At 70.8% G+C, this 20,740-nt stretch carries 15 protein-coding genes and 1 pseudogene; 8 read left to right on the top strand and 8 right to left on the bottom strand.

Annotated features, from left to right (window positions below; all coding sequences use genetic code 11):
* Positions 1–70: 70 nt before the first annotated feature.
* Together HEP81_RS04515 and HEP81_RS04520 are read right to left on the bottom strand one after the other, a co-directional pair.
* Entirely contained in the window at positions 71–2,392 is a 2,322-nt protein-coding gene (locus HEP81_RS04515) for a GH92 family glycosyl hydrolase (protein ID WP_037656906.1), read from the bottom strand.
* A 166-nt stretch (positions 2,393–2,558) separates the two neighbouring features.
* On the bottom strand, positions 2,559–3,368 hold the full coding sequence (locus HEP81_RS04520; RefSeq protein WP_037656904.1) for a (2Fe-2S)-binding protein: 810 nt from the start codon (positions 3,366–3,368) through the stop codon (positions 2,559–2,561).
* Between the two features lie 244 nt (positions 3,369–3,612).
* Between HEP81_RS04520 and HEP81_RS04525 the strand changes: the two genes are divergently transcribed.
* Positions 3,613–4,740, top strand: coding sequence for a DMT family transporter (locus HEP81_RS04525; protein ID WP_078967420.1), 1,128 nt, complete (start codon positions 3,613–3,615; stop codon positions 4,738–4,740).
* Here HEP81_RS04525 and HEP81_RS04530 read toward each other — a convergent pair.
* Complete coding sequence (locus HEP81_RS04530) at positions 4,730–5,701, bottom strand: M23 family metallopeptidase (RefSeq protein ID WP_037656902.1); 972 nt, start codon at positions 5,699–5,701, stop codon at positions 4,730–4,732. The genes HEP81_RS04525 and HEP81_RS04530 overlap by 11 nt on opposite strands.
* A 270-nt stretch (positions 5,702–5,971) precedes the next feature.
* Between HEP81_RS04530 and gndA the strand changes: the two genes are divergently transcribed.
* On the top strand, positions 5,972–7,411 hold the full coding sequence (gndA, locus tag HEP81_RS04535) for an NADP-dependent phosphogluconate dehydrogenase (protein ID WP_037656899.1): 1,440 nt from the start codon (positions 5,972–5,974) through the stop codon (positions 7,409–7,411).
* Positions 7,412–7,949: 538 nt separating this feature from the next.
* Here the strand turns inward: gndA and panD are convergent.
* Positions 7,950–8,369, bottom strand: coding sequence for an aspartate 1-decarboxylase (gene panD / locus HEP81_RS04540; protein ID WP_037664635.1), 420 nt, complete (start codon positions 8,367–8,369; stop codon positions 7,950–7,952).
* A gap of 808 nt (positions 8,370–9,177) precedes the next feature.
* Here panD and HEP81_RS41240 point away from each other — a divergent pair.
* The 3 genes from HEP81_RS41240 to HEP81_RS04560 all read left to right on the top strand — a co-directional run bounded on the left by HEP81_RS41240 (position 9,178) and on the right by HEP81_RS04560 (position 11,429).
* A complete protein-coding gene (locus HEP81_RS41240) occupies positions 9,178–9,711 on the top strand; it encodes a transposase (protein WP_078967838.1) in 534 nt (177 codons plus the stop codon).
* 149 nt (positions 9,712–9,860) lie between these two features.
* Positions 9,861–10,940, top strand: coding sequence for a serine hydrolase domain-containing protein (locus tag HEP81_RS04555; RefSeq protein ID WP_190275943.1), 1,080 nt, complete (start codon positions 9,861–9,863; stop codon positions 10,938–10,940).
* Between the two features lie 321 nt (positions 10,941–11,261).
* Positions 11,262–11,429, top strand: a complete 168-nt coding sequence (locus HEP81_RS04560; RefSeq protein ID WP_157854713.1) for a tetratricopeptide repeat protein — start codon at positions 11,262–11,264, stop codon at positions 11,427–11,429.
* Here HEP81_RS04560 and HEP81_RS04565 read toward each other — a convergent pair.
* Positions 11,413–12,287, bottom strand: a protein-coding gene (locus HEP81_RS04565; RefSeq protein WP_207748323.1) for an IS5 family transposase whose coding sequence is annotated in 2 segments (ribosomal slippage) — positions 11,413–11,894 and positions 11,894–12,287 — 876 coding nt in all. Because the reading frame shifts where the segments join, the coding sequence is not laid out codon by codon here. The two genes, HEP81_RS04560 and HEP81_RS04565, sit on opposite strands and share 17 nt — an antisense overlap.
* 560 nt (positions 12,288–12,847) lie before the next feature.
* On the opposite strand from HEP81_RS04565, the gene HEP81_RS04570 reads away from it, so the two are divergent.
* The 3 genes and pseudogenes from HEP81_RS04570 to HEP81_RS41245 all read left to right on the top strand — a co-directional run.
* Positions 12,848–13,534, top strand: coding sequence for a helix-turn-helix transcriptional regulator (locus HEP81_RS04570; protein ID WP_154821937.1), 687 nt, complete (start codon positions 12,848–12,850; stop codon positions 13,532–13,534).
* A gap of 305 nt (positions 13,535–13,839) precedes the next feature.
* Positions 13,840–14,850, top strand: a complete 1,011-nt coding sequence (locus HEP81_RS04575) for an aldo/keto reductase (protein ID WP_037662388.1) — start codon at positions 13,840–13,842, stop codon at positions 14,848–14,850.
* A gap of 918 nt (positions 14,851–15,768) precedes the next feature.
* A pseudogene (locus HEP81_RS41245) lies at positions 15,769–15,912 on the top strand (DUF1684 domain-containing protein); the annotation flags it as partial.
* 32 nt (positions 15,913–15,944) lie between these two features.
* Here HEP81_RS41245 and HEP81_RS04585 read toward each other — a convergent pair.
* The 3 genes from HEP81_RS04585 to HEP81_RS04595 all read right to left on the bottom strand — a co-directional run bounded on the left by HEP81_RS04585 (position 15,945) and on the right by HEP81_RS04595 (position 20,739).
* Entirely contained in the window at positions 15,945–17,624 is a 1,680-nt protein-coding gene (locus HEP81_RS04585) for an ABC transporter family substrate-binding protein (protein WP_172636797.1), read from the bottom strand.
* 98 nt (positions 17,625–17,722) lie between these two features.
* The gene (locus HEP81_RS04590; protein WP_037662386.1) at positions 17,723–19,807 is read right to left on the bottom strand and encodes a dipeptide ABC transporter ATP-binding protein; all 2,085 of its coding nucleotides are present in this window, start codon (positions 19,805–19,807) and stop codon (positions 17,723–17,725) included.
* Positions 19,804–20,739, bottom strand: coding sequence for an ABC transporter permease (locus HEP81_RS04595; RefSeq protein WP_037662383.1), 936 nt, complete (start codon positions 20,737–20,739; stop codon positions 19,804–19,806). Before HEP81_RS04595 ends, HEP81_RS04590 begins: the two co-directional genes overlap by 4 nt.
* Position 20,740: the final 1 nt, after the last annotated feature.

Here is a 20,740-nt window from a genome sequence, read left to right on the forward strand (position 1 = left end):
TATACGCTCAGTTAACAACGGATAAAGTCCCGCCCCGCCGAACGGGGCGGGACTCAGGAGACGCCTGAGGTCACTTCAGTACCGGGGGCGCCGCCTGGGCCGACGTACCCCACCCTGACGGGCGCGGGCCGACCGTGAACGCCAGCGAGCGCAGGGAGCGCAGCGCACGCGTCGTCAGATACGTCCGCCCGTGGGCCGAACCGTCGACGCGCACGCCCTGGACGTAGCGGTCGGCGGCCGAGGTGCCCGGCGCGGTGACGGTCAGTCCCCCGCTCGGCCAGTAGCGGCGGTCCAGGGCGAGGTCGACGCGGTCGAAGACCGGGGTGGACAGGCCCCAGGTGTCGTAGCCGGGCTGGATCGGGAACAGCCCGATGGAGGACAGCACGTTCCAGGCGGACATGGTGCCGAGGTCGTCGTTGCCGGTCATACCGGTGGGGCCGTCGGTGAACAGGGTCAGGGCCGCGTGCACCACGTCGGTGGTCTTCCACGGCTGGCCGGTGGCGAGGTAGGTGTAGGGCGCGATCAGATCGGGCTCGTTCATCGGGTTGTAGACGGCCGCGTTGTAGTAGGCGTACGCGTCGCCGTGCACCCACACCTCACGGGCCGTCCGCGCCGGGTCGGCGAGCAGCCGGTCGTAGGCGAAGAAGGAGTCCAGGCGGTCGTTGGCGGCGCGCTTGCCGCCGATCAGTCCGATCATGCCGGTCAGGTCCTGCGGGACCAGCCACTGGTACTGCCAGGCCGTGCCCTCGTGGAAGCCGGTGCCGAGCGCCGGGTCGGGGGAGCCGGTGAAGGCGCCGGAGGCGTCACGGGCCCGGAAGAAGCCGGTCGAGGGATCGAAGATGGTGCGGTAGTCGCGGGAGCGGGCCGCGTACCGCGCCGCGTCGGAGTCATGCCCGAGGCCCCGGGCCATCTGGGCGAGCATGGCGTCGGCGAGGGCGTACTCCAGGGTGACGGAGGCACCGTGGTGGTAGTCGGAGTCGCCCATCTTGGCCAGCGGCCGGTCCTTGTCGAACGGGGCGAAGCCGTCCCTGATGTACTCGGCGTTGGCCTCCCGCCCGATGCCCGGGTTGGCGGCGGGCGGCACCCCGTCCGCGTTCTTGCGCAGCGCCCGGTAGGCCCGCTCCTCGAACCCCTTCAGCAGGCCCATCTGATAGGCCGTGGTCAGGAACGGGGTGACCGGGTCGCCGCTCATCACATTCGTCTCGACCGGGCCGTAGCCCCACTTGGGCAGCCAGCCGCCGTCCTCGTCGATCGCCACCACCGAGCGGGCCATGTCCCGCGCCTCGCGCGGCGCGAGCAGGGCGAGCAGCTGGGCCTGGGTGCGGTAGGTGTCCCACAGCGACCAGTTCTGGTAGTACGTGAATCCCCGCGCGCGGTGAACGCGCCGGTCCCAGCCGAAGTAGCGGCCGTCGGCGTCGCCGCCGACGTTGGGCGCGAGGTACGAGCGGTACAGCGAGGAGTAGAACGTACGGCGCAGGGTGTCGGTGCCGCCCCGCACCCGCACCCCCGCAAGCCGCGTCTCCCACTGCGCGCGGGCCGCCCTGCGCACGGTGTCGAACGACCGGCCGCCCTCGGACCGCAGATTGCCCGCGGCGCCCGCCGCGTCGACGTACGACAGCGCGGTGGTCGCCTCGACCGTACGGTCCCCGGTGGTGTCGAAGCGGACATAGGCGCCGCCCCGTCCGGCGCGCGAGCCCGCGGTGACGGTGGCGCCGTCCCAGGTGCCGTACGCGGTGAAGGGCCGGCTGAAACGGGTGATCGTGTAGACCGTGTACGGACCGGTGTCCCGGCAGAAACCGTGCCCGGTGATCTCGGTGCGCACGGTGCGGTCGTCCAGGATCTCCACCTTGCTGCCGCCCGCCTTGTGCAGCGACTGGGCCGCGTTCAGCAGGACGTTGGCCTTGGTGGTGGCGGGGAAGGTGTAGCGCTGCACACCGGTGCGGGCGGAGGCGGTCAACTCGGCGCGGACACCGGAGGCGAGGCCGACGCGGTAGTAGCCGGGGCTCGCCGTCTCGTCGCCGTGCGCGAAGGCGGCCGCGTACTTGGCGTCGTCGGTCTGCGTGAAGTCGCCGGTGGTGGGCAGCACGGGCAGGTCGCCGCCGATCCGGCAGCCCACGCCCGAGAGATGGACCAGCGAGAAGCCGCGGATCCGGCTCTGGGTGTAGTCGTAGCCGGTGTTGTGCCCGGTGTCGGGCGAGAGCTGCACCATGCCGAAGGGCACGGCGGCGCCGGGGAAGGTGTTGCCCTCGTCCTGGCTCCCGATGAAGGGGTTCACCAGGTCGGTGAGGTGGCCGTCGGTCCGCTCGGCGGCTCCTGCGGCGGGGGTGGCGATCAGCGCGGACGCTGCCATCACCCAGGCCAGGCACAGCCGTGTGCGCCGGGTCCCTCTCATCTCGGATGACCTCCGGAGGTTCGACATCGTTGCCTGCATCGTGGCGGGCGAACGCCGTGAAACCGGGCATTGCGCGACGGGAGAGGGTAAACGCGTCGCGGACGAGGGTGATTTGACGGGCCGTGAGAAGAGCCGCGCCCCGGTCGCGCCCCCCTCGTACGGCACTTCAGCCGGTCGCCCCATCCCCCTTGTCCGGTACGACGGTTGAGGTGCCCGGTGCCGCCGGGGGCCGGGAGAAGCAGCAGTCGCCGCACACGCCGCCGCCGGGGACGCGGTAGTACAGGCAGCAGCTGCGGCGGCGGAAGACGGTGCCGGTGGTGGCGGCGGTGCGGGTTCCTGTGGTCCGCAGCAGGGGGTGGGCGAAGAGTTCACCGGCGAGCGCACGGGTGTGTGCCGCCGTGTCGGGGCGTCCCTGGGCACGGGCCCAGCGCTCCAGCTCCCGGGCGGCTCCGGCGAGCGCGGAGCCCGCGTTGCCCCACAGCAGCCCGGAGGCGATCCCGTAATGGGCTCTCAGGGTCTCCCCCAGGGGCTCCAGATGGCCGTGCAGCACGGCGTCGGCGAGGGCGGTGGCGGCGGTGGCGGTGGCGGTGGCGGTGGCGGCGGCGGCGAAATCCCCGGGCGCCGGGGACACCTCGGTGAGCCACAGGTCGTCGGGCGCGGCCGCCTCGATGTCCCAGCGCAGCAGGCTCGGGCGCAGCTCGGGCAGCCGGCCGTACAGGACGGCACAGCCCAGCGCGACCGACCAGAGCCGGGCGGCCAGGCCCTGCTGGGCGAGGGAGGCGGCGACCCGGGGCTCGGGGGTGCGCAGGCGGTGGGCGACGAGGCGCACCCGTGCTGCCAGGGGATCGTCGGGGCCGTCCGGGGCGTAGGCCGCCGCGAGGGTCGGCAGCCCGGACGGGTCCCCGTAGGGGTCCGTGCGCAGGGCGAAGAAGGGGCCCGGCGGGCGGAGGGCGGCGAGTTCGGGGTCGAGGTCCACGAGGACACTCGTACCAGGCCCGTTCGCGCACCGGTTGTCGGGGGCTCCCCCCTGGGTAACCCACCTGAGGGATGATCACCGAACCGGTGTACTCCATCGGGAGTAGGACGCATCGCGTGCTCAGGGACGACGACGGGAAGAGCGCGGGCGGGCAGAGTGTTGACCATGGAAGCCGACCGTAGGCCGCGCCGGGCCCAGGCCCCCCGCCCCACGTACAGGAGACACCGATGAGCGGGAGAGGCAGATGAGCGCCCTCGCGCTGTCCGTGCTGCTGTCGCTCGTGTCCGCCCTCGGCTACGCGGGCGGCGCGATCGTGCAGGAGCGCGTCGCCGTGACGTCTCCCGACAGCGCGTATCTCCCGCTGCGCAGGCCCGGTTGGTGGGGCGCGCTAGCGCTCAACGGCCTCGGCGGGCTGCTGCACGTGGTGGCACTGGCCTACGGTCCGCTGAGCATCGTCCAGCCGCTCGGCGCGCTGACCATCGTCTTCGCCCTGCCCCTGGCCGCGCTGTGCGTCGGCCGCCGGGCCGGGGCGACCGCCTGGCGGGGCGCCGTGATGGCCACCGTCGGGCTCGCCGGGCTGCTCTCCCTGGTCGGCTCCTCCGAGGACCACGCGCTGGACGCCGCCCAGCGACTGGCGGCCGCGATCGTCACCGGCGGCGCGGTGGTGGCGCTGATGTGCGCGAGCCGGGCCGCCCACCGGCACCCCGCGGTGCGCAGCGTGCTGCTCGCGACGGCGGCCGGCACGGCGTTCGGCATGTCCTCGGTGTTCACCAAGTCCGTCACCGTCGACTGGGACGGTGACCTCGACTCCTCCGGCACCCTGTTCTCACTGGCGCTGATCGCCGTGTTCTCGGTGGCCGGCGTACTGCTGTCCCAGGCCTCCTACGGGGGCGGCGGCCTGACCGCGCCGCTCGCCACCCTGACCGTGGTCAACCCGGTCCTGGCCGCCGTCGTCGGCATCCTCATGTTCGGCGAGACCTTCCGCTACGGCACGACGGGCACCCTGCTCGCCCTGGGGTGCGGGGTGCTGGCGGCGGGCGGGCTGATCATGCTGACCACGGAGCGGATGGAGGAGACGGAGACGCCGGCCCCGGAGCCTTCGCCCGCCGTCGGGGCGCAGATCACCGGCGCGGTGCTCTCCTCGGTGCCGAGGCAGCGGGTCGACGGGGAGGACGTACGAGGCCCCGCGCACGCCGACGGACCGCTCACGGAACAGGGGGTGGAGCCGGGACCGGGGGAACTCTTCGATCCGGCGGCCGACATCGCCCCGGGGGACGCGGACGGGCCCGCACCGCCCGGGGAGCGGGCACCGGCGGCGCCGTACGCCCGCCGGACGCTCCCGCACCGACGACGACCGCGGGTCAGATCCTGACGCCGTGGGCCCGGAGATAGCCGAGCGGATCGATGTCCGTGCCGAAACCGGGCCCCGTGCGCACCTCGAAGTGCAGATGGGGGCCCGTGACATTGCCGGTGGCCCCGGAGCGGGCGATGCGGCCGCCGGCGGCGACGCGTTGGCCGACCCGTACGGAGATGGCCGACAGATGTCCGTACTGGGTGTAGTGCCCGTCGGAGTGCCGGAGCACCACCTGGTACCCGTAGGAGCCGCCCCAGCCCGCGGCCACCACCTCCCCGGCCTCGGCGGCGTGCACGGCGGTGCCGGTCGGCACGAGGAAGTCGACGCCGGTGTGGTAGCCCTTCGACCAGTACGGGCCGGCCACGCGGTAGCCGGTGCCGATGGCGGCGTGGACCGGGGCCACGATGCTCGTGTTCTGGTGGTGAGCCTTGGGCTTCTCCGGGTGTGAAGTCAGCTTTTTCTTGGCGGACTCGGTGGGCTTGGCTTTCTCGGCGGCCTTGGCGGGCGCTTTCGTGACCTTGGCGGGTCCGGCGGGGGCCTTCGCGGGGTGCAGACCGAGCCGCTCGCCCGGCAGGATCAAATCGGGGTCGGCGCCGACGGTGGCACGGTTGGCCGCGTAGAGCTTTCGCCACCCGCCCGGGACGTGATGCTCGTCGGCGATGCCGGAGAGGGTGTCGCCGTGGACCACCGTGTACATCGTGGTGCGACCGGCGCGGGACTGGGGCGTGGTCTGGGGGCGCACATCGTGGGCGGAGGCGTCGAGGGCCCGGCCGGGCGCGGCGTCCGCGGTGTCGGCCCGCGGACCCGCGGGGGAACCGGCCTCGGTGCCGGTGCGGGCGTCCGCCCCGATGGCCGTGCCCGCGGCCGTTCCCGCGGCGATCAGCGGGAGCGCGAGGCCCGCGCCGCCCGCCGTGACCGTGAGCGAGGCGCGGTTGATCCTGTTCGGCTGATACCGGCGGTGCCGGCCGCTTAGGGCCATGCGCGAGGTCCCCTCATGCGTCAGGAGGGGCAAAGCTATGCGCCGCGCACATGCCACGACAAGACGGCGTTTCGGCCTTACATGGGCGCCAACTGGCCATGATCGTAAGGCTGTTGACGGGGCGCTACCCAGTCCGGCACGGTCGGCGCCCGCGCTCCGCTCCCGGGAACGGCGGGTCTGATGTGCGCTCGCCCTGGGGTCACGTCAGGATGGGCGGGGACCCGTACCACACGGGGGCCGTACTCACGAGGCGATCAGGGAGCAGGCGGTATGAGCACTTCAGCGCAGATCGGCGTCACCGGCCTCGCGGTCATGGGCCGCAATCTCGCCCGGAACTTCGCGCGCAACGGCTACACGGTCGCCCTGCACAACCGCACGGCGTCGCGGACGCACGATCTGGTGAAGGAGTTCGGGCAGGAGGGCGACTTCATCGCGACCGAGACCGCCGAGGAGTTCGTGGCCGCCCTGGAGCGCCCGCGCCGACTGATGATCATGGTCAAGGCCGGTGACCCCACGGACGCGGTGATCAAGGAGTTCGCACCGCTCCTGGAGCCCGGCGACATGATCATCGACGGGGGCAACGCGCACTTCGCGGACACCCGGCGCCGGGAACGGGAGCTGCGCGAGCAGGGCATCCACTTCGTCGGCACCGGCATCTCCGGCGGCGAGGAGGGCGCGCTGCACGGGCCGAGCATCATGCCGGGCGGTTCGAAGGAGTCGTACGCCTCGCTGGGCCCGATGCTGGAGAAGATCTCCGCGAAGGCGAAGGACGGCGCGCCCTGTGTGACCCATGTGGGTCCGGACGGCGCCGGGCACTTCGTGAAGATGGTGCACAACGGCATCGAGTACGCCGACATGCAGCTCATCGGGGAGGCGTACCAGCTGCTGCGCGATGTGGGGGGATACTCTCCGGCGCAGATCGCGGACATCTTCCGGACCTGGAACACCGGGCGGCTCGACTCCTATCTGATCGAGATCACCGCCGAGGTGCTGTCCCATGTGGACGCCGCGACCGGCAAGCCGTTCGTGGACGTGGTGGTGGACCAGGCCGAGCAGAAGGGCACCGGCCGCTGGACCGTCCAGATCGCGCTCGACCTCGGCGTCCCGGTCTCCGGCATCGCGGAGGCCGTCTTCGCCCGCTCCCTGTCCGGCCACGCCGCGCTGCGGGCGGCCTCCCGCCATCTCGCCGGTCCCCGGCCGGCGCCGCTGAGCGGGGCGGAGGCGGCGGCGTTCGCGGACCGGGTGGAGCAGGCGCTGTACGCGTCCAAGATCGTGTCGTACACCCAGGGCTTCCACGAGATCGCGGCGGGCGGCGAGGAGTACGGCTGGGACATCGACCAGGGCGCCGTCTCCGCGATCTGGCGCGCCGGCTGCATCATCCGCGCGGCGTTCCTCGACCGGATCCGCGCCGCGTACGACGCCCGCCCAGACCTGCCGAGCCTGCTGTCCGACGAGACGTTCGCCCGGGAGATCGCGGCGGCCCAGGACGACTGGCGCGAGGTGCTGGCCACGGCGGTACGGCAGGGCGTGCCGACGCCGGGCTTCGCGGCGGCCCTGTCCTACTACGACGGGCTGCGCGCCCCCCGGCTGCCCGCGGCGCTCACGCAGGGGCAGCGGGACTTCTTCGGGGCGCACACGTATCGGAGGGTGGACCGGGAGGGGGCGTTCCACACGCTGTGGGGCGGGGATCGGAGTGAGGTCTCGGCGTAGCGCTGGAGCCGCGCGTTCCGGGTGCGCCCGAGGAGGCACGGGGAGCTGTCGTCGGCCGGCCGCGGGTTCGTCGCGGCCGGCCGCACAGTTCCCCGCGCCCCCTGGGGGCACCTCCGTGCCGGGCCCTGTTTCAGGTGGTCAGGGGTGGGCCCGGTTCGGGGTTGGGTACGGGTTCGGGGCCCGGCGGGATCGGGGAGGGGGACGGCTCCGGGGGGCCGGGCGCGGGTGGGGTCGGCAGCGGCCCGGGGCCAGGTGGCGGTGGGGTCGGCTGTGGACCCGGACCGGGTGGGGGCGGGGTCGGCTCGGGGCCGGGGCCGGGTTCCGGGGGTGGTACCGGGCTCGGGTAGGGGTCCGGCGGTGGGGGCGGCTCCGGGGTGGGTGGGGTGCCCGGTGGGGCGGGGTCGGGGTGCGGGTTCGTCATCGTGCCCTCCGCGCGGTCGTCGTTGTCACTGGACGTCGCCTCTGGACTATTCCCCCGCCTACCCGACCACCGCCGGGCCACTCACCCGAGAGCGGCGCCCGACTGTGCCGACCGGAGTCAGGCCGTCACGGCCTGCGGGCTGCGCCGCTGGTCGGACCCCGGCACCGGCTCGGACGCGTCGGCACCGAGGGCCACGATCCGATTGTCGGCGTCGACATGCACGACCCGCGGCTTCAACTCCCGCGCCTCGGCGTCGTCGACCTGCGCGTAGCTGATGATGATCACCAGGTCCCCGGGGTGCACGAGATGCGCCGCCGCCCCGTTGATCCCCACGACCCCGGACCCGCGCTCCCCCTCGATGACGTACGTCTCCAGCCGGGCGCCGTTCGTGATGTCCACGATGTGCACCAGCTCCCCGGGCAGCAGATCCGCCGCGTCGAGCAGGTCGGCGTCGATCGTCACGGATCCCACGTAGTGCAGGTCGGCCTGGGTGACGGTGGCCCGATGGATCTTGGACTTGAACATGGTACGCAACATTGGGGCTCCCACAAGTAGGCTCCCTGCCTGCGTTTTTGCAGGTCAAGGGCTGTTTCCATACCCTACAATGAGTCGCACGTCCGGGCAGCTCCCCCCAGGATTTCCGGGACTCACGCTGACCACTTGCCGACTTTCCTGATGTCTCGTCAGGCGACCGACTGGACGAGGGTTTCGCGCGCTCCCCCGTCCCCCACCGCGACGACGGCACAAGCCTACGCAGCACCCCCTCAAGGGCATCCGTGATGACCGTCACTCGGGCGGCCTGGAGAGCGGTCAGACGCGGGCGCGCCCCGCAAGTGGGGCTGATGTCTGCGCTGCCGCATCGGCCGCAGTCCTCATTCGCCTGAGCCTCGCCGCCTCGACGTTGCCATAGGAGCGCCCCTCGGTCGCTCGTACGGCATCTCCCCCGGATGGTGTGCACGCAGCGCCACCGTGTCCCGGTCGGCCTCCGTGAGCCAGCCGTTGCGGCACGACAGGTTGGTCCGGATCGCCACCCATCGCAACTGCGGCAGATGTGACAGCTCCACCAAGAGCCCGGCGGTACCGGGGGCGCACCAGCGCCTAGCTAGGCAGTTTCGTTTGGATCAGCTGGTCGTTGGTCCGGGTGTGCCGTTGACTGATGCGCGGTGGGCGCGGATTGAGCCGCTGCTCCCGGACCGGGCCCCGAAACGGGGTGGCCCGTTGGCGGGACCATGGGCTCACCAGCACGCAGCCAGCGCCCGCAAAAAGGGCCCCGGCCGGTGAACCGGACGACCATGCCAGCGTCCGCTCCCGCGGCGGACTGAGCACGAAGATCCACCTCGCCGCAATGGCCCGCCTGCGCGTTCCCCGCCGGCGAGGACGGCCCCGTGCCACACCCGACCTGGTCTTGGCCGACAAGGCGTATTCATCCCGCGCGATCCGCGAACACTTGCGCAGGCGCGGCATCCGCGCAGTGATCCCCGTCCCCGCCGGCCAGCGCGGACACCGGCTACGTCGGGGCAGCCGTGGCGGCAGGCCACCGGCCTTCGACCCCGAGAGCTACAAACGCCGCTGGAGCGTGCAGGTGGTCACCGATCCGGGCGGCCGGCCGCTGTGGCTCTCACCCGCATTGCCTGGCCGGGCTTTCGATCTGACCGCCGCCCGCACCCACCGGATCATCCGCATCTGCGAGCGCCAGGGCGTCCCCATCCTGGCCGACCTCGCCTACCAGGGCGGCGGTCCCTGGGCGAGCACCGGCATCGAACGCAAGCCCCCAAACCGCATGACGGCAACCGCCAAAGCCATCCCCACCCTGGAGCGGCAACGCTTGGGCGACGCCAGCGACTGCCGAGTTGCGGATTCAGTGTTGGGTCAGGGTTAGCCCAGGGCTAACTCCGGGGTGACCCCTGATGATTGCAGAGCCGGGTAAGCAGCATTCTCGTGGGCATGACGTTCGAGCCTTCTTCCAACCACCGTACGACCGCCCCGAGGCCCCGGCGACACAAGCGAACGTGGGCTGTGCTGTCGTGCATGGCCATTGCCGCCGTGGTCATAGGTGGGGCTGAACCCGCGCAGGCCACGCCGGCCGTGCACCCGGCCGCCGCAGGCCATCGTGCCGACGGCTCGTTGCCCAAACTGAACCCTCAGGTCCTTCAGCGGGCGATCTCCAGCGCACCGAACCGAGTAACAGGGGCGCTGGCACGGGTCAGCGGGCCGGCCGGACACTGGACGGGGACGTACGGCGTCGCCGACACGGCGACGCAGCAGCCGGTTCCGTTCGACGGTCGTTTCCGGCTCGGCAGCGTCACCAAGACCTTCATTGCCACCGTGATGCTGCAACTGGCCGCCGAACACCGCGTCGACCTCGACCAGCCCGTCCAGTACTACCTCCCCGACGTCCTGCCCGCCGGCTACCCGCCGATTCCGGTTCGCACCCTGCTGAACTTCACCAGCAGCCTGCCCGAACTGACGGCCGACGACATGCCGTCCACGCCCGACGCCATCGTCCAGCACCGCTTTGATGACCATCCGCTGTCCCAGCTGGTCGCCACGGCGGTCCGACATGACCGGCCCTTCACCGAGCCAGGCAGTATGCAGGCATACGGAGCCACCGGCTACTACGTCGCGGCCATGCTCGTGGAGAAGCTCACCGGACACAGCTACGAGCAGGAGATCACCAGTCGCATCCTGCACCCGCTGCACCTGCGGTACACCACTGCCCCCGAGACCGACCCCACCATCTCCGGCCCGCACGCCCATGGGTACCTCGCAGTCCCACAATCCGACGGAGGGAGCAAGCTGGTCGACGTCACCGAGCAGAACCCGGGCGCCGGAGGCATGATCTCCACCACCGCCGACCTCGACCGCTTCCTTACCGCCTTGTTCCGAGGGCGGCTCCTGGCACCGGCCCAGATGAAGGAACTGCTCGCCGTCCCCCGCGTGCCCTATCTGGGCGGCTCCGAAAAGGATCCGGGACAGGGCTGGGCCTACTACAGCGCCGGTCTGATGCGCGCCACGATTCCCGGCCGCGACCGGCCGCCCAAGCATGACAGTGTGGGGCAAAACCGGCAGCACCTACGGTTACACCGACGGCATGTTCACCACCCCTGACCTCCGCCGCCGCCTGGTGTACTGCTTCAATCCCGTGACCGGTGGAGGCAACGACATGGGCCTGGTCAACCAGATCATCACCGCTGCATTCGCCCCATGAGCGGCTGATGTGTCCGTCGTGAGTCCGCAGGGGCCACGGACGGGACAGGTGAGCCACCACTCCTCACCGAGAAGACCGTCAACCGAGCCCTGGCTGCGGCAAGTGCACCCGTCGAACTCCGAGGCGTCCGCCTCGATCAGTAGTTACGGGGCAGCTCTTACGAGCTCGTGCACAGTAAGCAGTGAGGCGTCGAGCTTCTGATCGTCGATCACGGTCGCGTGGTGGAGACCGCACTGAGCGCGGTACTGAACTTTCTCGGCCGCTACGAGGAGGGGATCGAGGCAGCTCGGCGAGCACTGGAGCTGGACCCGAGCGTTACCTACGCCTGGGTCAACCTGTACACCGGGCTAGGGCGTGTTGTGAAAGTGCTGGTCAAAGCCACTCGTTGATGGCTGCGACCAGCACTGTCGCTTCGTAGCGGACGGCGAGTTTGTCGTACCGAGTGGCGACGGCCCGGTGGCGTTTGAGCCGGTTGATCCCGCACTCGACCGCGTGCCGCTGCCTGTAGTCGTCCTTGTCGAACGCCGGTGGACGCCCGCCGCGCGAGCCGCGCTTGAGGCGGTTGCGGACGCGGTCCGCAGGGACTGGGATGGTGGCTTTGATGCCGCGTCTGCGCAGGTAGGAGCGGTTGCTGCGGGAGTCGTACGCCTTGTCGGCCCGCACCCGGTCCGGCCTCTTGCGCGGCCTGCCGAGTCCCAGCCTCGGAACCCGGATGGCTTCCAGGACCGCTTCGAACTGCGGGGAATCGCCCCGCTGTCCAGCCGTGATCACGACGGACAAGGGCTTCTGCCCCTGCTCGACCGCGAGGTGGATTTTGCTGGTCAGCCCGCCGCGGGATCGTCCGAGACCGTGGTCGGCCGGCTCGACGAAGATCCCGCCGGGCGGTTCCTTCTGGAGATCCCCCTTTTCACCGCGCCGGCAGCGTGCTGGTGAGCCCGGCAGACGGTGGAGTCGACGTTCACGTCCCAGGTGACCAGGCCCTCCGCATCGGCCTCGGCCTGGAGCTGGGTGAGGATCCTCGCCCAGGTGCCGTCCCGCTGCCAGCGCCGGAACAGGTCATAAACCCGGTCCCACGGCCCGTAGCGTTCGGGCACGTCACGCCATGGGGCACCGGTCCGGGTCCGCCACCGTATGCCGTCTATCAGCTGCCGCCGCGTCCACACCTGCGGACGACCCGGCTTGATGCCTTGCGGCAGCAACGGCTCAAGCCGGGCCCACTGGCCGTTCGTCAGATCCCCACGTCCCACGAAAGGTGATCATCAACGAACAAGATCCACTTTCGCAACAGACCCTAGCCCTCGACCAGGGTCCGCAGACGGCACTGCGGGAACTCTCCCACGTCACACCGACGGTGCTACGAGCCACGCCCGAGACCGGCCCTCACGACGTCGCTCTCCTCTCCCCGCGGGGAACACTGCGTGTCGCCTCGGGCTCGCTGAAGCGAGGAGCCGAGGAGTGCCGCACGGCACTGGACTGGGCAGAGCACACAGAGTTTCGACGCTGTCCGACTTCACCCACGCACACCTGGCCATTGCGCAGTACCTTCTCGGGGACTGGGAGGACGTCCCGATCAGCTGCGAGCGGGGATTCGCCATCACCGCCAACGGCGAAGGGGACACGGCCGCCTACGCATGGGAGTACGCGGCTCTGTGCTGGCTCGCCGCCGGACGAGGCGAGTGGGCCGCGGCGCTGGAACACCTGCACGCCTTGGAGAACCGTCACCGACCGGGTGGACACCGCGCACACGTCTGCCTTGTGCGCGGCCAGCAGGGCGATCTACGCGCAGGCCCGCGGTGATCACCAGGCGATGCTGACTGCCTTGGAGCCGTTGGCACAGTCGAAGACGGGATGGGCCCGCCAATTGCAGGTGTACTGGCTGCCCCTGCACGCGGAGGCGCTCATCGGACTGGGGCGGATGCGTGAGGCGGAGGCCGAGATCTCGCATCTGCGGGTCACCGCGGAGGACTTCCCCTGCCTGCGGGCGTCCGCGTCATGGCTGCCCGGCCGGCTGGCCTCGCATCGCGGGAACCTGGCGCTGGCCCGTACCACTTTCGAACAAGGGCTGGCGTCGCTCTACCAGACGGACGCACCCCTGCTTCACACCGCGCTGCTGGAGCACGACTACGGTCTGGTCCTGCGGCACTCGGGACACATGGCGGCCGCCGACAAGTGGCTCAACGAGGCACGTCAGCGACTGCGGAGGGTGCAGGCCCGGCCCTTCCTCGAACGCTGCGCCCAGGATCTTTCCCAACCGGCACAGCCCGCCACGACCACCCGCGAGGCCGTCGTCGTGCGGGAACTCAGCGCCCGAGAACGGGAGATCGCCCATCTCGTCGGCCGAGGACTTACCAACAAGGAGATCGGCAAGGAATTGTTCGTCAGCTCCAAGACCGTCGAATACCACCTCAGCCACGTCTACGAGAAGTTGGCCCTCACCAACCGGCGCGAACTCCGGGATCATGTCCAGCGCGGGATCCTCACTCAGGGGAACTGAGCCGCGGCCCGTGAACGGTTGCGGCCGGCCGGCAGCAGCTCGTGCGATGTCCGTGTACAGCAGCGCCGTTCCTTCCTCGGCAACAGCGGCTCGATCCGCTCCCACAGCTCGTCCGACACGATCCACGGTGATGCCCCCACAAGGTCGGACAACGCTCAACTCGCCTGCCAGACACGGCGCTGAGCGGCACTCCGCCTCCCGTGGAATCTCTCAGTGATCGAGCGATGATCGGTCGTGCACGCCTCCGAATTCCGGACCGAGACGCATTTGCGTTAAAGCGCACTCCAACTCCTAGGTTCGGAAGCATGCGATACATCAAACTCGGAACGACCGGGCTGGAAGTCTCCGCCATCGCCCTCGGCTGCATGAGCTTCGGCGAGCCGGACCGGGGCGGCGAGCCCTGGTCGCTGGGCGCGGAGGCCAGCCGGGACATCATCAAGCAGGCCCTCGAGGCCGGCGTCAACTTCCTTGACACGGCCAACGGGTACAGCGCCGGAAGCAGCGAGGAGATCGTCGGTCAGGCGGTCAAGGACTTCACCCGGCGCGAGGAAGTCGTTCTCTCCACCAAGGTCTGGATGCGGATGCGCCCCGGCCCGAACGGCGCCGGGCTGTCCCGCAAGGCGATCTTCGCCGAGCTCGACGCCTCTCTGAAGCGACTGGGGACCGACTACATCGACCTGTACCAGATCCACCGCTGGGACTACGACACCCCGATCGAGGAAACCCTCGAGGCGCTGCACGACGCGGTCAGGTCCGGGAAGGTCCGCTACATCGGCGCCTCTTCCATGTACGCCTGGCAGTTCGCCAAGGCCCTGTACCTGGCTGACCTGAACGGCTGGACCCGGTTCGTGTCGATGCAGGACCACTACAACCTCATCCACCGGGAAGCGGAGCGGGAGATGCTCCCGCTCTGCGCCGACCAGGGCATCGGCGTGATCCCGTGGAGCCCGCTGGCGCGGGGCAGGCTGACGCGGGTCCGGGACATTGCCACGGCGCGTGCCGCGACGGACCCGGGCGGCAAGATCCTCTACCGCGACGGGGACCAGGCGGTGGCCGAGCGCGTCCACGAGATCGCGGGCAAGCGGGGTCTGTCCCCGGCCCAGGTCGCCCTGGCCTGGGTCATGCGCAACCCGGCGGTGACCTCGCCCATCGTCGGAGTCACCAAGCCGGCCCAGCTGGCCGACGCGGTCGCCGCTGTGGACGTCGAACTCGACGAAGACGAGGCCGCCTACCTGGAGGAGCCCTACCAGCCGCACGAGGCCGCCTACCTGGAGGAGTCCTTCTACAAGCAGCAGCCTGCGGCGGCCTCCCGGTAGCCCGGGCCACCACCGGGCCTTCGACGAGTTGTCGACCTCGGCCTTCACAGCTCTGTGGTCGGCCCGGCGGTGCGTGCCGGCGGCCGCGCGCAACCGCATGACCCGCGCGCTGCGCGGGCGGGCCGATATGGGACCGGAGCGTTCGGTTTGGCTCCCGGCCGTGAAGCAGCGGAGCAATCACGTGCCGCGCGCGGGTCCACGACGAAACGCCGTCCGCACCGCGGCCCCGTCTGGGCCCGCGGACCTCGGACCGGGGTGCGCCCGCTGCTGGAGATCGGCGTGCACGACGCCGACTGCCGCGCCCCCCAAGACACTGCCCATCAGGCCGCGCGAGAGCGGCCGTTGCCGGTACGCATCAGCGGCTCGCCGCGCAGGAAGGTGAAGCCCTCGCCGAATCTCCGTCAGCAGCCTGGTCCCGTTTCCCCGGCCGGCGAAGGGACTTCCTCGATCGCGTGCCCCATGCCGCGAGACAGCGCGGTGATCACCGATCCGAGGGTTGAGCGAAATGGGTCTGAAGGGTGTCGGCGGGTGCCCTGATCTTCGGCGGGGGAGCACCATGGGGCCCCGGCGACCGTGGGGTCGGGACAGGGCTCCGGGGCGCACCATGACACGGCGGACGCGAGTCGCGGGAGCATTCCCCTGCGGTCCCCTGCCCGAGTGCTGAACGGGCGATCCTGACCGGTGTACGGTCACCGGGGCCGCGGGCGTCGTCCCGCGTCGCGGGCGGTTACGAGTGCGGACAGGATTCCGGCCGAGCCGCCGGAGGCGAAGCAGCCGCCCATCTGAGCCGGCATCCCGGGTCCGCGATCAGCCGCGAGACCTGGTTCTTTGCGGCGATCGGTCCGGAGGCGAGTTGCCAGGAGACGCCTTGGACGGACGAGCAGGAGACGAGCATGTCGAACAAACCGCGGCTGGGGTGGCACGGTCGTCCCTGAATTCAACCGTGCTGCGAACCCGCCGCGCGCCTACACGGACCTGGCGGCCTGCCCGCTGCCGCCGGCCGGGAACCGGATGCCGGTGACGATCGAGGCGGGGCCGAGGATCCCCCGCGAGCGGGGCGGCCCGCGCCCCTTACGGCATCGCCCCGCGCGGGATCACTTCTGCCAACCCACCGTCTCCGGAAGCGGGTTGTAGAAGATGGTCGCGCCGACGTTGGCGAGGCCCTTCTTCACGCCGTAGGTCGAGGGGCCGCTGAACAGCGGGAGGAAGGCGTACTGGCGCAGCGCCTCGCGCTCGACCTGGTTGGCCGCCGCGGCCTGCTGGTCGAGGTCGGCGATCTCGGTGGTGGCGCGGATCTTCTTGTCCAGCGCGGGCGTGCCCGCGCCGGTGATGTTGGAGTCGCGGTCGGAGCAGTAGAAGTCGCACAGGTAGCGGGCGCCGAACGGGTCCATCGAGCGGTTGCCCGACAGGAACAGGTCGAACTTGCGGTCGCTGAGGATCTTGGAGAAGTCCGACTCGTCGGCCTTCCTGATGTCGAGGCGGATGCCGACCGACTTCAGCATCGCCGCGAAGGCGCCCGCGGTCGCCTTGTCCAGCGGGTTGTCGCCGAGGAGCGTGTAGCCGATTTCGAGCTTCTTGCCGTCCTTGGCGCGTACGCCGTCGCTCCCGGGCTTCCAGCCGGCCGCGTCGAGTGCCTTCTTCGCGTCGTCCGGGGCGTACTTCAGTACGGCCGAGACGTTGTCCTGGTAGCCCTTCTGGAAGCTGTAGAGGATGGCGGAGCCGGGCAGCGGCTCCTTGTAGTCCAGGCCCTGGAACTGGATCTTCGCGATCTGGGAGCGGTCGACGCTCTCCTCGATGGCCTTGCGCACGGTGAGGTCGGCGAGGAGGGGGGACTTGGAGTTCAGGTAGAGCGAGTACTCGAAGGGGCTGCCGCCGCTGCGGATCTCCGTGCCCGGGAGCCCCTTGATCTGCTTGAGGCTCTCGGCGTCGACCGCGGAGACGTTGTCCACCTGCCCGTTCTTGAAGGCGTTGACCGCGGCGGTCGACTCCAGGTTGACGTAGATGCGCTTGTCGAGCTTGCCCTTCTTGCCCCACCACTTCGGGTTGCGGACGAAGGTGATGTCACCCGAGTGCGTGTCCCAGCTGCCGACCGTGTACGGCCCGGCGCCCCACTCCGGATGCGCCTTCTTGACGTACGCCTTGTTGAAGTTCTCGACCGTCGCGGCCTTGGGGTGCAGGAAGGTGGTGAAGAGGCTCGACCAGGAGGGGTACACCCCCTTGAAGGTGATCACGGCCTGCTTGGCGTTCTTGCCCTGCTCGACCGAGGTGATCTGGTCGTATCCGTCCGTGGAGGAGGCGGCGTACGCCTTGTTCGAGCCGTTGTCGGCCTTCCAGGTGGCCTCGATCGCGGTCCAGTCGATGGGGGTGCCGTCGTTGAAGACGGCCTTGGGGTTGATGGTGAGCGTGACCTTCTGGTTGCCGCCCGCCACGGAGACCTTCACATCGCTGAAGTAGTCCGGGTTGTACTGCACTTCACCGGTCGGCGAGTAGGTGATCGCGTCGGCGTTGTACCAGGACCAGACGCGGGACGCCGTCAGCGTGGAATTGACGTTGAACGGATTGCCCTGGTCGTCGAAGGTCCCGACCGAGGTGTATGTGCCGCCGTCCTTGATCCGGTCGTACGGCGTCGGGGCGTAGTCGGCGACGGACGACGCGGCCTTGGGGGTGTTCTTCGTGTCCGATCCGGCGGAGTCCTTCCCCGAGGACTGGCACGCGGTGGCGGTGACGGCGATGGCGGCGATCAGGGCGACGGGCAGGGCCAGTCTGGTGCGCATGGTGGAGGGTTCCTTCGGAAGGCGGGCGGAGACGGGTGGGGGCGGGAAGGTCGGTGCGGCCGGCGGGACCGGCGGGGGCCTCGATGCGGGGCCCGGGCTCAGACGCCGTGGCAGGCGTACCGGTGGCCGGGAAGTCCGGGCGCCGCGGTGAGCGCGGGGGGCTGGGTACGGCAGCGGTGCCGCAGTTCCTCGTCGGCGAGCCGGTACAGCGGGCAGCGGTCGACGAAGACGCACCCCTCGGGCAGGCGCGCGGCGCTGGGCTGTTCGCCCTCCAGGACGACGCGTTCGCGGGCGCGTTCGCGCTCCGGGTCGGGTATCGGGATCGCCGACAGCAGCGCCCGGGTGTAGGGGTGCTTCGGATCGGCGAAGATCGCCTCGGTGTCCCCGGTCTCCACGATGTGCCCCAGGTACATCACGGCGATGCGATCGGAGATGTACCGGATCACGGCCAGATCGTGGGCGACCACCAGGTAGGCGAGGCCGAGTTCCCGCTTGAGCCGCGCCAGCAGGTTGATCACCCCGGCCTGTACCGAGACGTCCAGCGCGGACAGCGGCTCGTCGAGCGCGAGCAGCTTGGGCTCCGTCGCCAACGCGCGGGCGATGCCGACCCGTTGGCGCTGGCCGCCGGAGAGCGCGGCCGGGAAGCGGTCGCTCATCGAGTCGTCCAGGCCCACCAGGGCCAGCAGTTCGCGGACGCGTGCGCGGATCGACTCGCGATCGCGGCCGATCGCCCGCAGGGGCTCGGCCAGCAGATGGAAGACGGGCAGCCGGGGGTCCAGCGCCCCCAGGGGGTCCTGCATGACGATCTGTACGTCCTGCCGCAGCTCGCGTGCCCGCGCGCCGGAGGTGATGGTGCCGACGTCGACGCCGGAGATCTCGATGCGGCCGCCTTCGGGCCGGGTGAGCCGCAGTATCTCCATCAGCGTGGTGGTCTTGCCGCTGCCGGACTCGCCCACCAGGCCGAGGGTCTCACCGGCGCGCAGTTCGAAGCCGACCCCGTTGACGGCGCGCAGCGTGCCGACCCGGCGCTTGAGAAGGGCGCCCTTGGTGACCGGGAACGTCTTGACGAGGTCCGAGACGCGGAGCACCACCTCGCCGGCATCGGCGGGACGCGCGGGTGCCGGTGGGTCGGCGGGCGCGGCATCGCCCGCCGGATCCAGGGATCCCTCGGCGATCTCGGTGGCGCGCAGGCAGGCCACGTCCCCGTGCCCGGCGACATGGCTCAGCTCCGGTTCGCCGGAGCGGCACGCGTCGAGGGCGACGGCGCACCGGGGTGCGAAGGGGCAGCCGTCCGGGAGGCCCACCAGGGCGGGCGGTTCGCCGCCGATCGGGACCAGGGGGCGCCGGGCGCCGCCGTCGACGGTCGGTACGGCGGCCAGCAGCCGCGCGGTGTACGGCATCGTCGGCCGTCGGAAGAGCTCCTGGACACCGGCGCGTTCCACGAACCGGCCCGCGTACATGACGGCGACGTCGTCCGCGTGGCCGGCGACGACCCCGAGATCGTGGGTGATCAGGACGAGTCCGGCGCCGGTCTCCCGCTGTGCGAGCCGCAGTACGTCGAGGATCTGGGCCTGCACGGTGACGTCGAGCGCGGTGGTGGGTTCGTCGGCCACCAGCACGGAGGGGCGGTTGGCGATGGCCATGGCGATGACCACGCGCTGGCGCATGCCGCCGGAGAACTCGTGCGGGAATGCGGTGGCCCGGCCGCGCGGGTCGGGGATGCCCACCAGATCGAGGAGTTGTACGGCCTGTTCCCAGGCGGACCGTTTCGTCAGATCCTGGTGGACCCGCAGGGCGTCGGACAGCAGCCGGCCCACCGAGAAGATCGGGGTGAGGGCGGACAGCGGGTCCTGGAAGACCATGCCGATGGAGTTGCCGCGGATCTTGGACAGGGCACGGTCGTCGAGGCCGATCAGGTCCTGTCCTGCGAGCAGCACCTGGCCGCGCAGGTCGGCGGTGGGCGGCAGCAGCCCCATGATGCCCATCGCGGTGGCGGACTTGCCCGAGCCGGACTCGCCGACGATGCACAGGGTGCGGCCGGGCAGCAGGTCGAAGTCCACCCCGCGCACCGCCTCGACGGTGCCCGCCTCGGAGGGGAAGGAGATCCGCAGATCCCGCACGGACAGGACGGGATCCGGGCCGACGGCCGGGGCCGGGGTCGGCAGGGGGGTCGCGAGGGTCATCGTCGGCCTCCCGCCGAGGTCACCGACGTGGGGTCGAGGGCGTCGCGCAGGCCGTCGCCGATGAAGGTCATCGACACGGTGAGCAGCACGACCAGTCCGGCGGGGAAGGCGAAGAGCCAGGGGGCGCTGGTGATGGTGCTCGCGCCGTCCGCGAGCATCGTGCCGAGCGACACATCCGGGGTCTGGACGCCGAATCCCAGGAACGAGAGGGCAGTTTCGCTGAGCACGGTGGCCACGACGCCGAGCGTCAGATTGACGATCAGCAGGGAGCCGAGGTTGGGGATGATGTGGCGGAGGATGATCCGCAGCGGTCCGACGCCCATGAACTCGGCCGCCTTCACATAGTCCCGTTCGCGCAGCGAGGTCGAGACGGACCAGATCACCCGCGCGGTGGACATCCAGCCGAACACGGTGAGCACGATGATCAGGACCCGCCAGTCGCCGGCCAGCCGGTGGGAGACCAGGGCGAGGATGAGGAACGAGGGGACGATCAGCAGGAAGTGGATGACGGCGAGGGTCACCCGCTCCACACGGCCCCCGAAGTAGGCGGCGCCGGAGCCGATGATCGCGGCGAGGACGATGGTCAGTGCCGACACGCTCACGGCGATCGTCAGGGAGCGCTGGAGCCCGTGCACGGCGCAGGCGTAGATGTCGTTGCCGCCCTGGTTGGTGCCGAACCAGTGCAGGCCGCTCGGGGGCTGGGTCAGGGCGGTGAAGTCGGTGTCGGTGTACGTGTAGGAGGTGAGCCGGCCGCCGAGGGCCGCGAACAGCACCAGCAGGACGAGGATCACCACTCCGGCGACGGCGAGGCGGTTGCGCAGGAAGCGCCGCAGATAGAGCCGGCCGAGACCGAGGTTCGCCTGCTTCCGCGCGACGGCCGCCGGTTCGGGGCTCAGCTCCGCGGGTGGGTGGGCGGAGGTGTCGATGGTCATG

The sequence above is a fragment of the Streptomyces griseofuscus genome (assembly GCF_014673495.1).
GTDB classification, from domain to species: domain Bacteria; phylum Actinomycetota; class Actinomycetes; order Streptomycetales; family Streptomycetaceae; genus Streptomyces; species Streptomyces murinus.

Bases quoted from the DNA above. Each gene is read 5' to 3' on its own strand.
- HEP81_RS04515 (WP_037656906.1), bottom strand. From the start codon at position 2,392: ATGAGAGGGACCCGGCGCACACGGCTGTGCCTGGCCTGGGTGATGGCA.
- HEP81_RS04525 (WP_078967420.1), top strand. From the start codon at position 3,613: ATGAGCGCCCTCGCGCTGTCCGTGCTGCTGTCGCTCGTGTCCGCCCTC.
- HEP81_RS04530 (WP_037656902.1), bottom strand. From the start codon at position 5,701: ATGGCCCTAAGCGGCCGGCACCGCCGGTATCAGCCGAACAGGATCAAC.
- gndA (WP_037656899.1), top strand. From the start codon at position 5,972: ATGAGCACTTCAGCGCAGATCGGCGTCACCGGCCTCGCGGTCATGGGC.
- panD (WP_037664635.1), bottom strand. From the start codon at position 8,369: ATGTTGCGTACCATGTTCAAGTCCAAGATCCATCGGGCCACCGTCACC.
- HEP81_RS41240 (WP_078967838.1), top strand. From the start codon at position 9,178: ATGGCCCGCCTGCGCGTTCCCCGCCGGCGAGGACGGCCCCGTGCCACA.
- HEP81_RS04555 (WP_190275943.1), top strand. From the start codon at position 9,861: ATGGCCATTGCCGCCGTGGTCATAGGTGGGGCTGAACCCGCGCAGGCC.
- HEP81_RS04570 (WP_154821937.1), top strand. From the start codon at position 12,848: ATGCTGACTGCCTTGGAGCCGTTGGCACAGTCGAAGACGGGATGGGCC.
- HEP81_RS04575 (WP_037662388.1), top strand. From the start codon at position 13,840: ATGCGATACATCAAACTCGGAACGACCGGGCTGGAAGTCTCCGCCATC.
- HEP81_RS04585 (WP_172636797.1), bottom strand. From the start codon at position 17,624: ATGCGCACCAGACTGGCCCTGCCCGTCGCCCTGATCGCCGCCATCGCC.
- HEP81_RS04590 (WP_037662386.1), bottom strand. From the start codon at position 19,807: ATGACCCTCGCGACCCCCCTGCCGACCCCGGCCCCGGCCGTCGGCCCG.
- HEP81_RS04595 (WP_037662383.1), bottom strand. From the start codon at position 20,739: ATGACCATCGACACCTCCGCCCACCCACCCGCGGAGCTGAGCCCCGAA.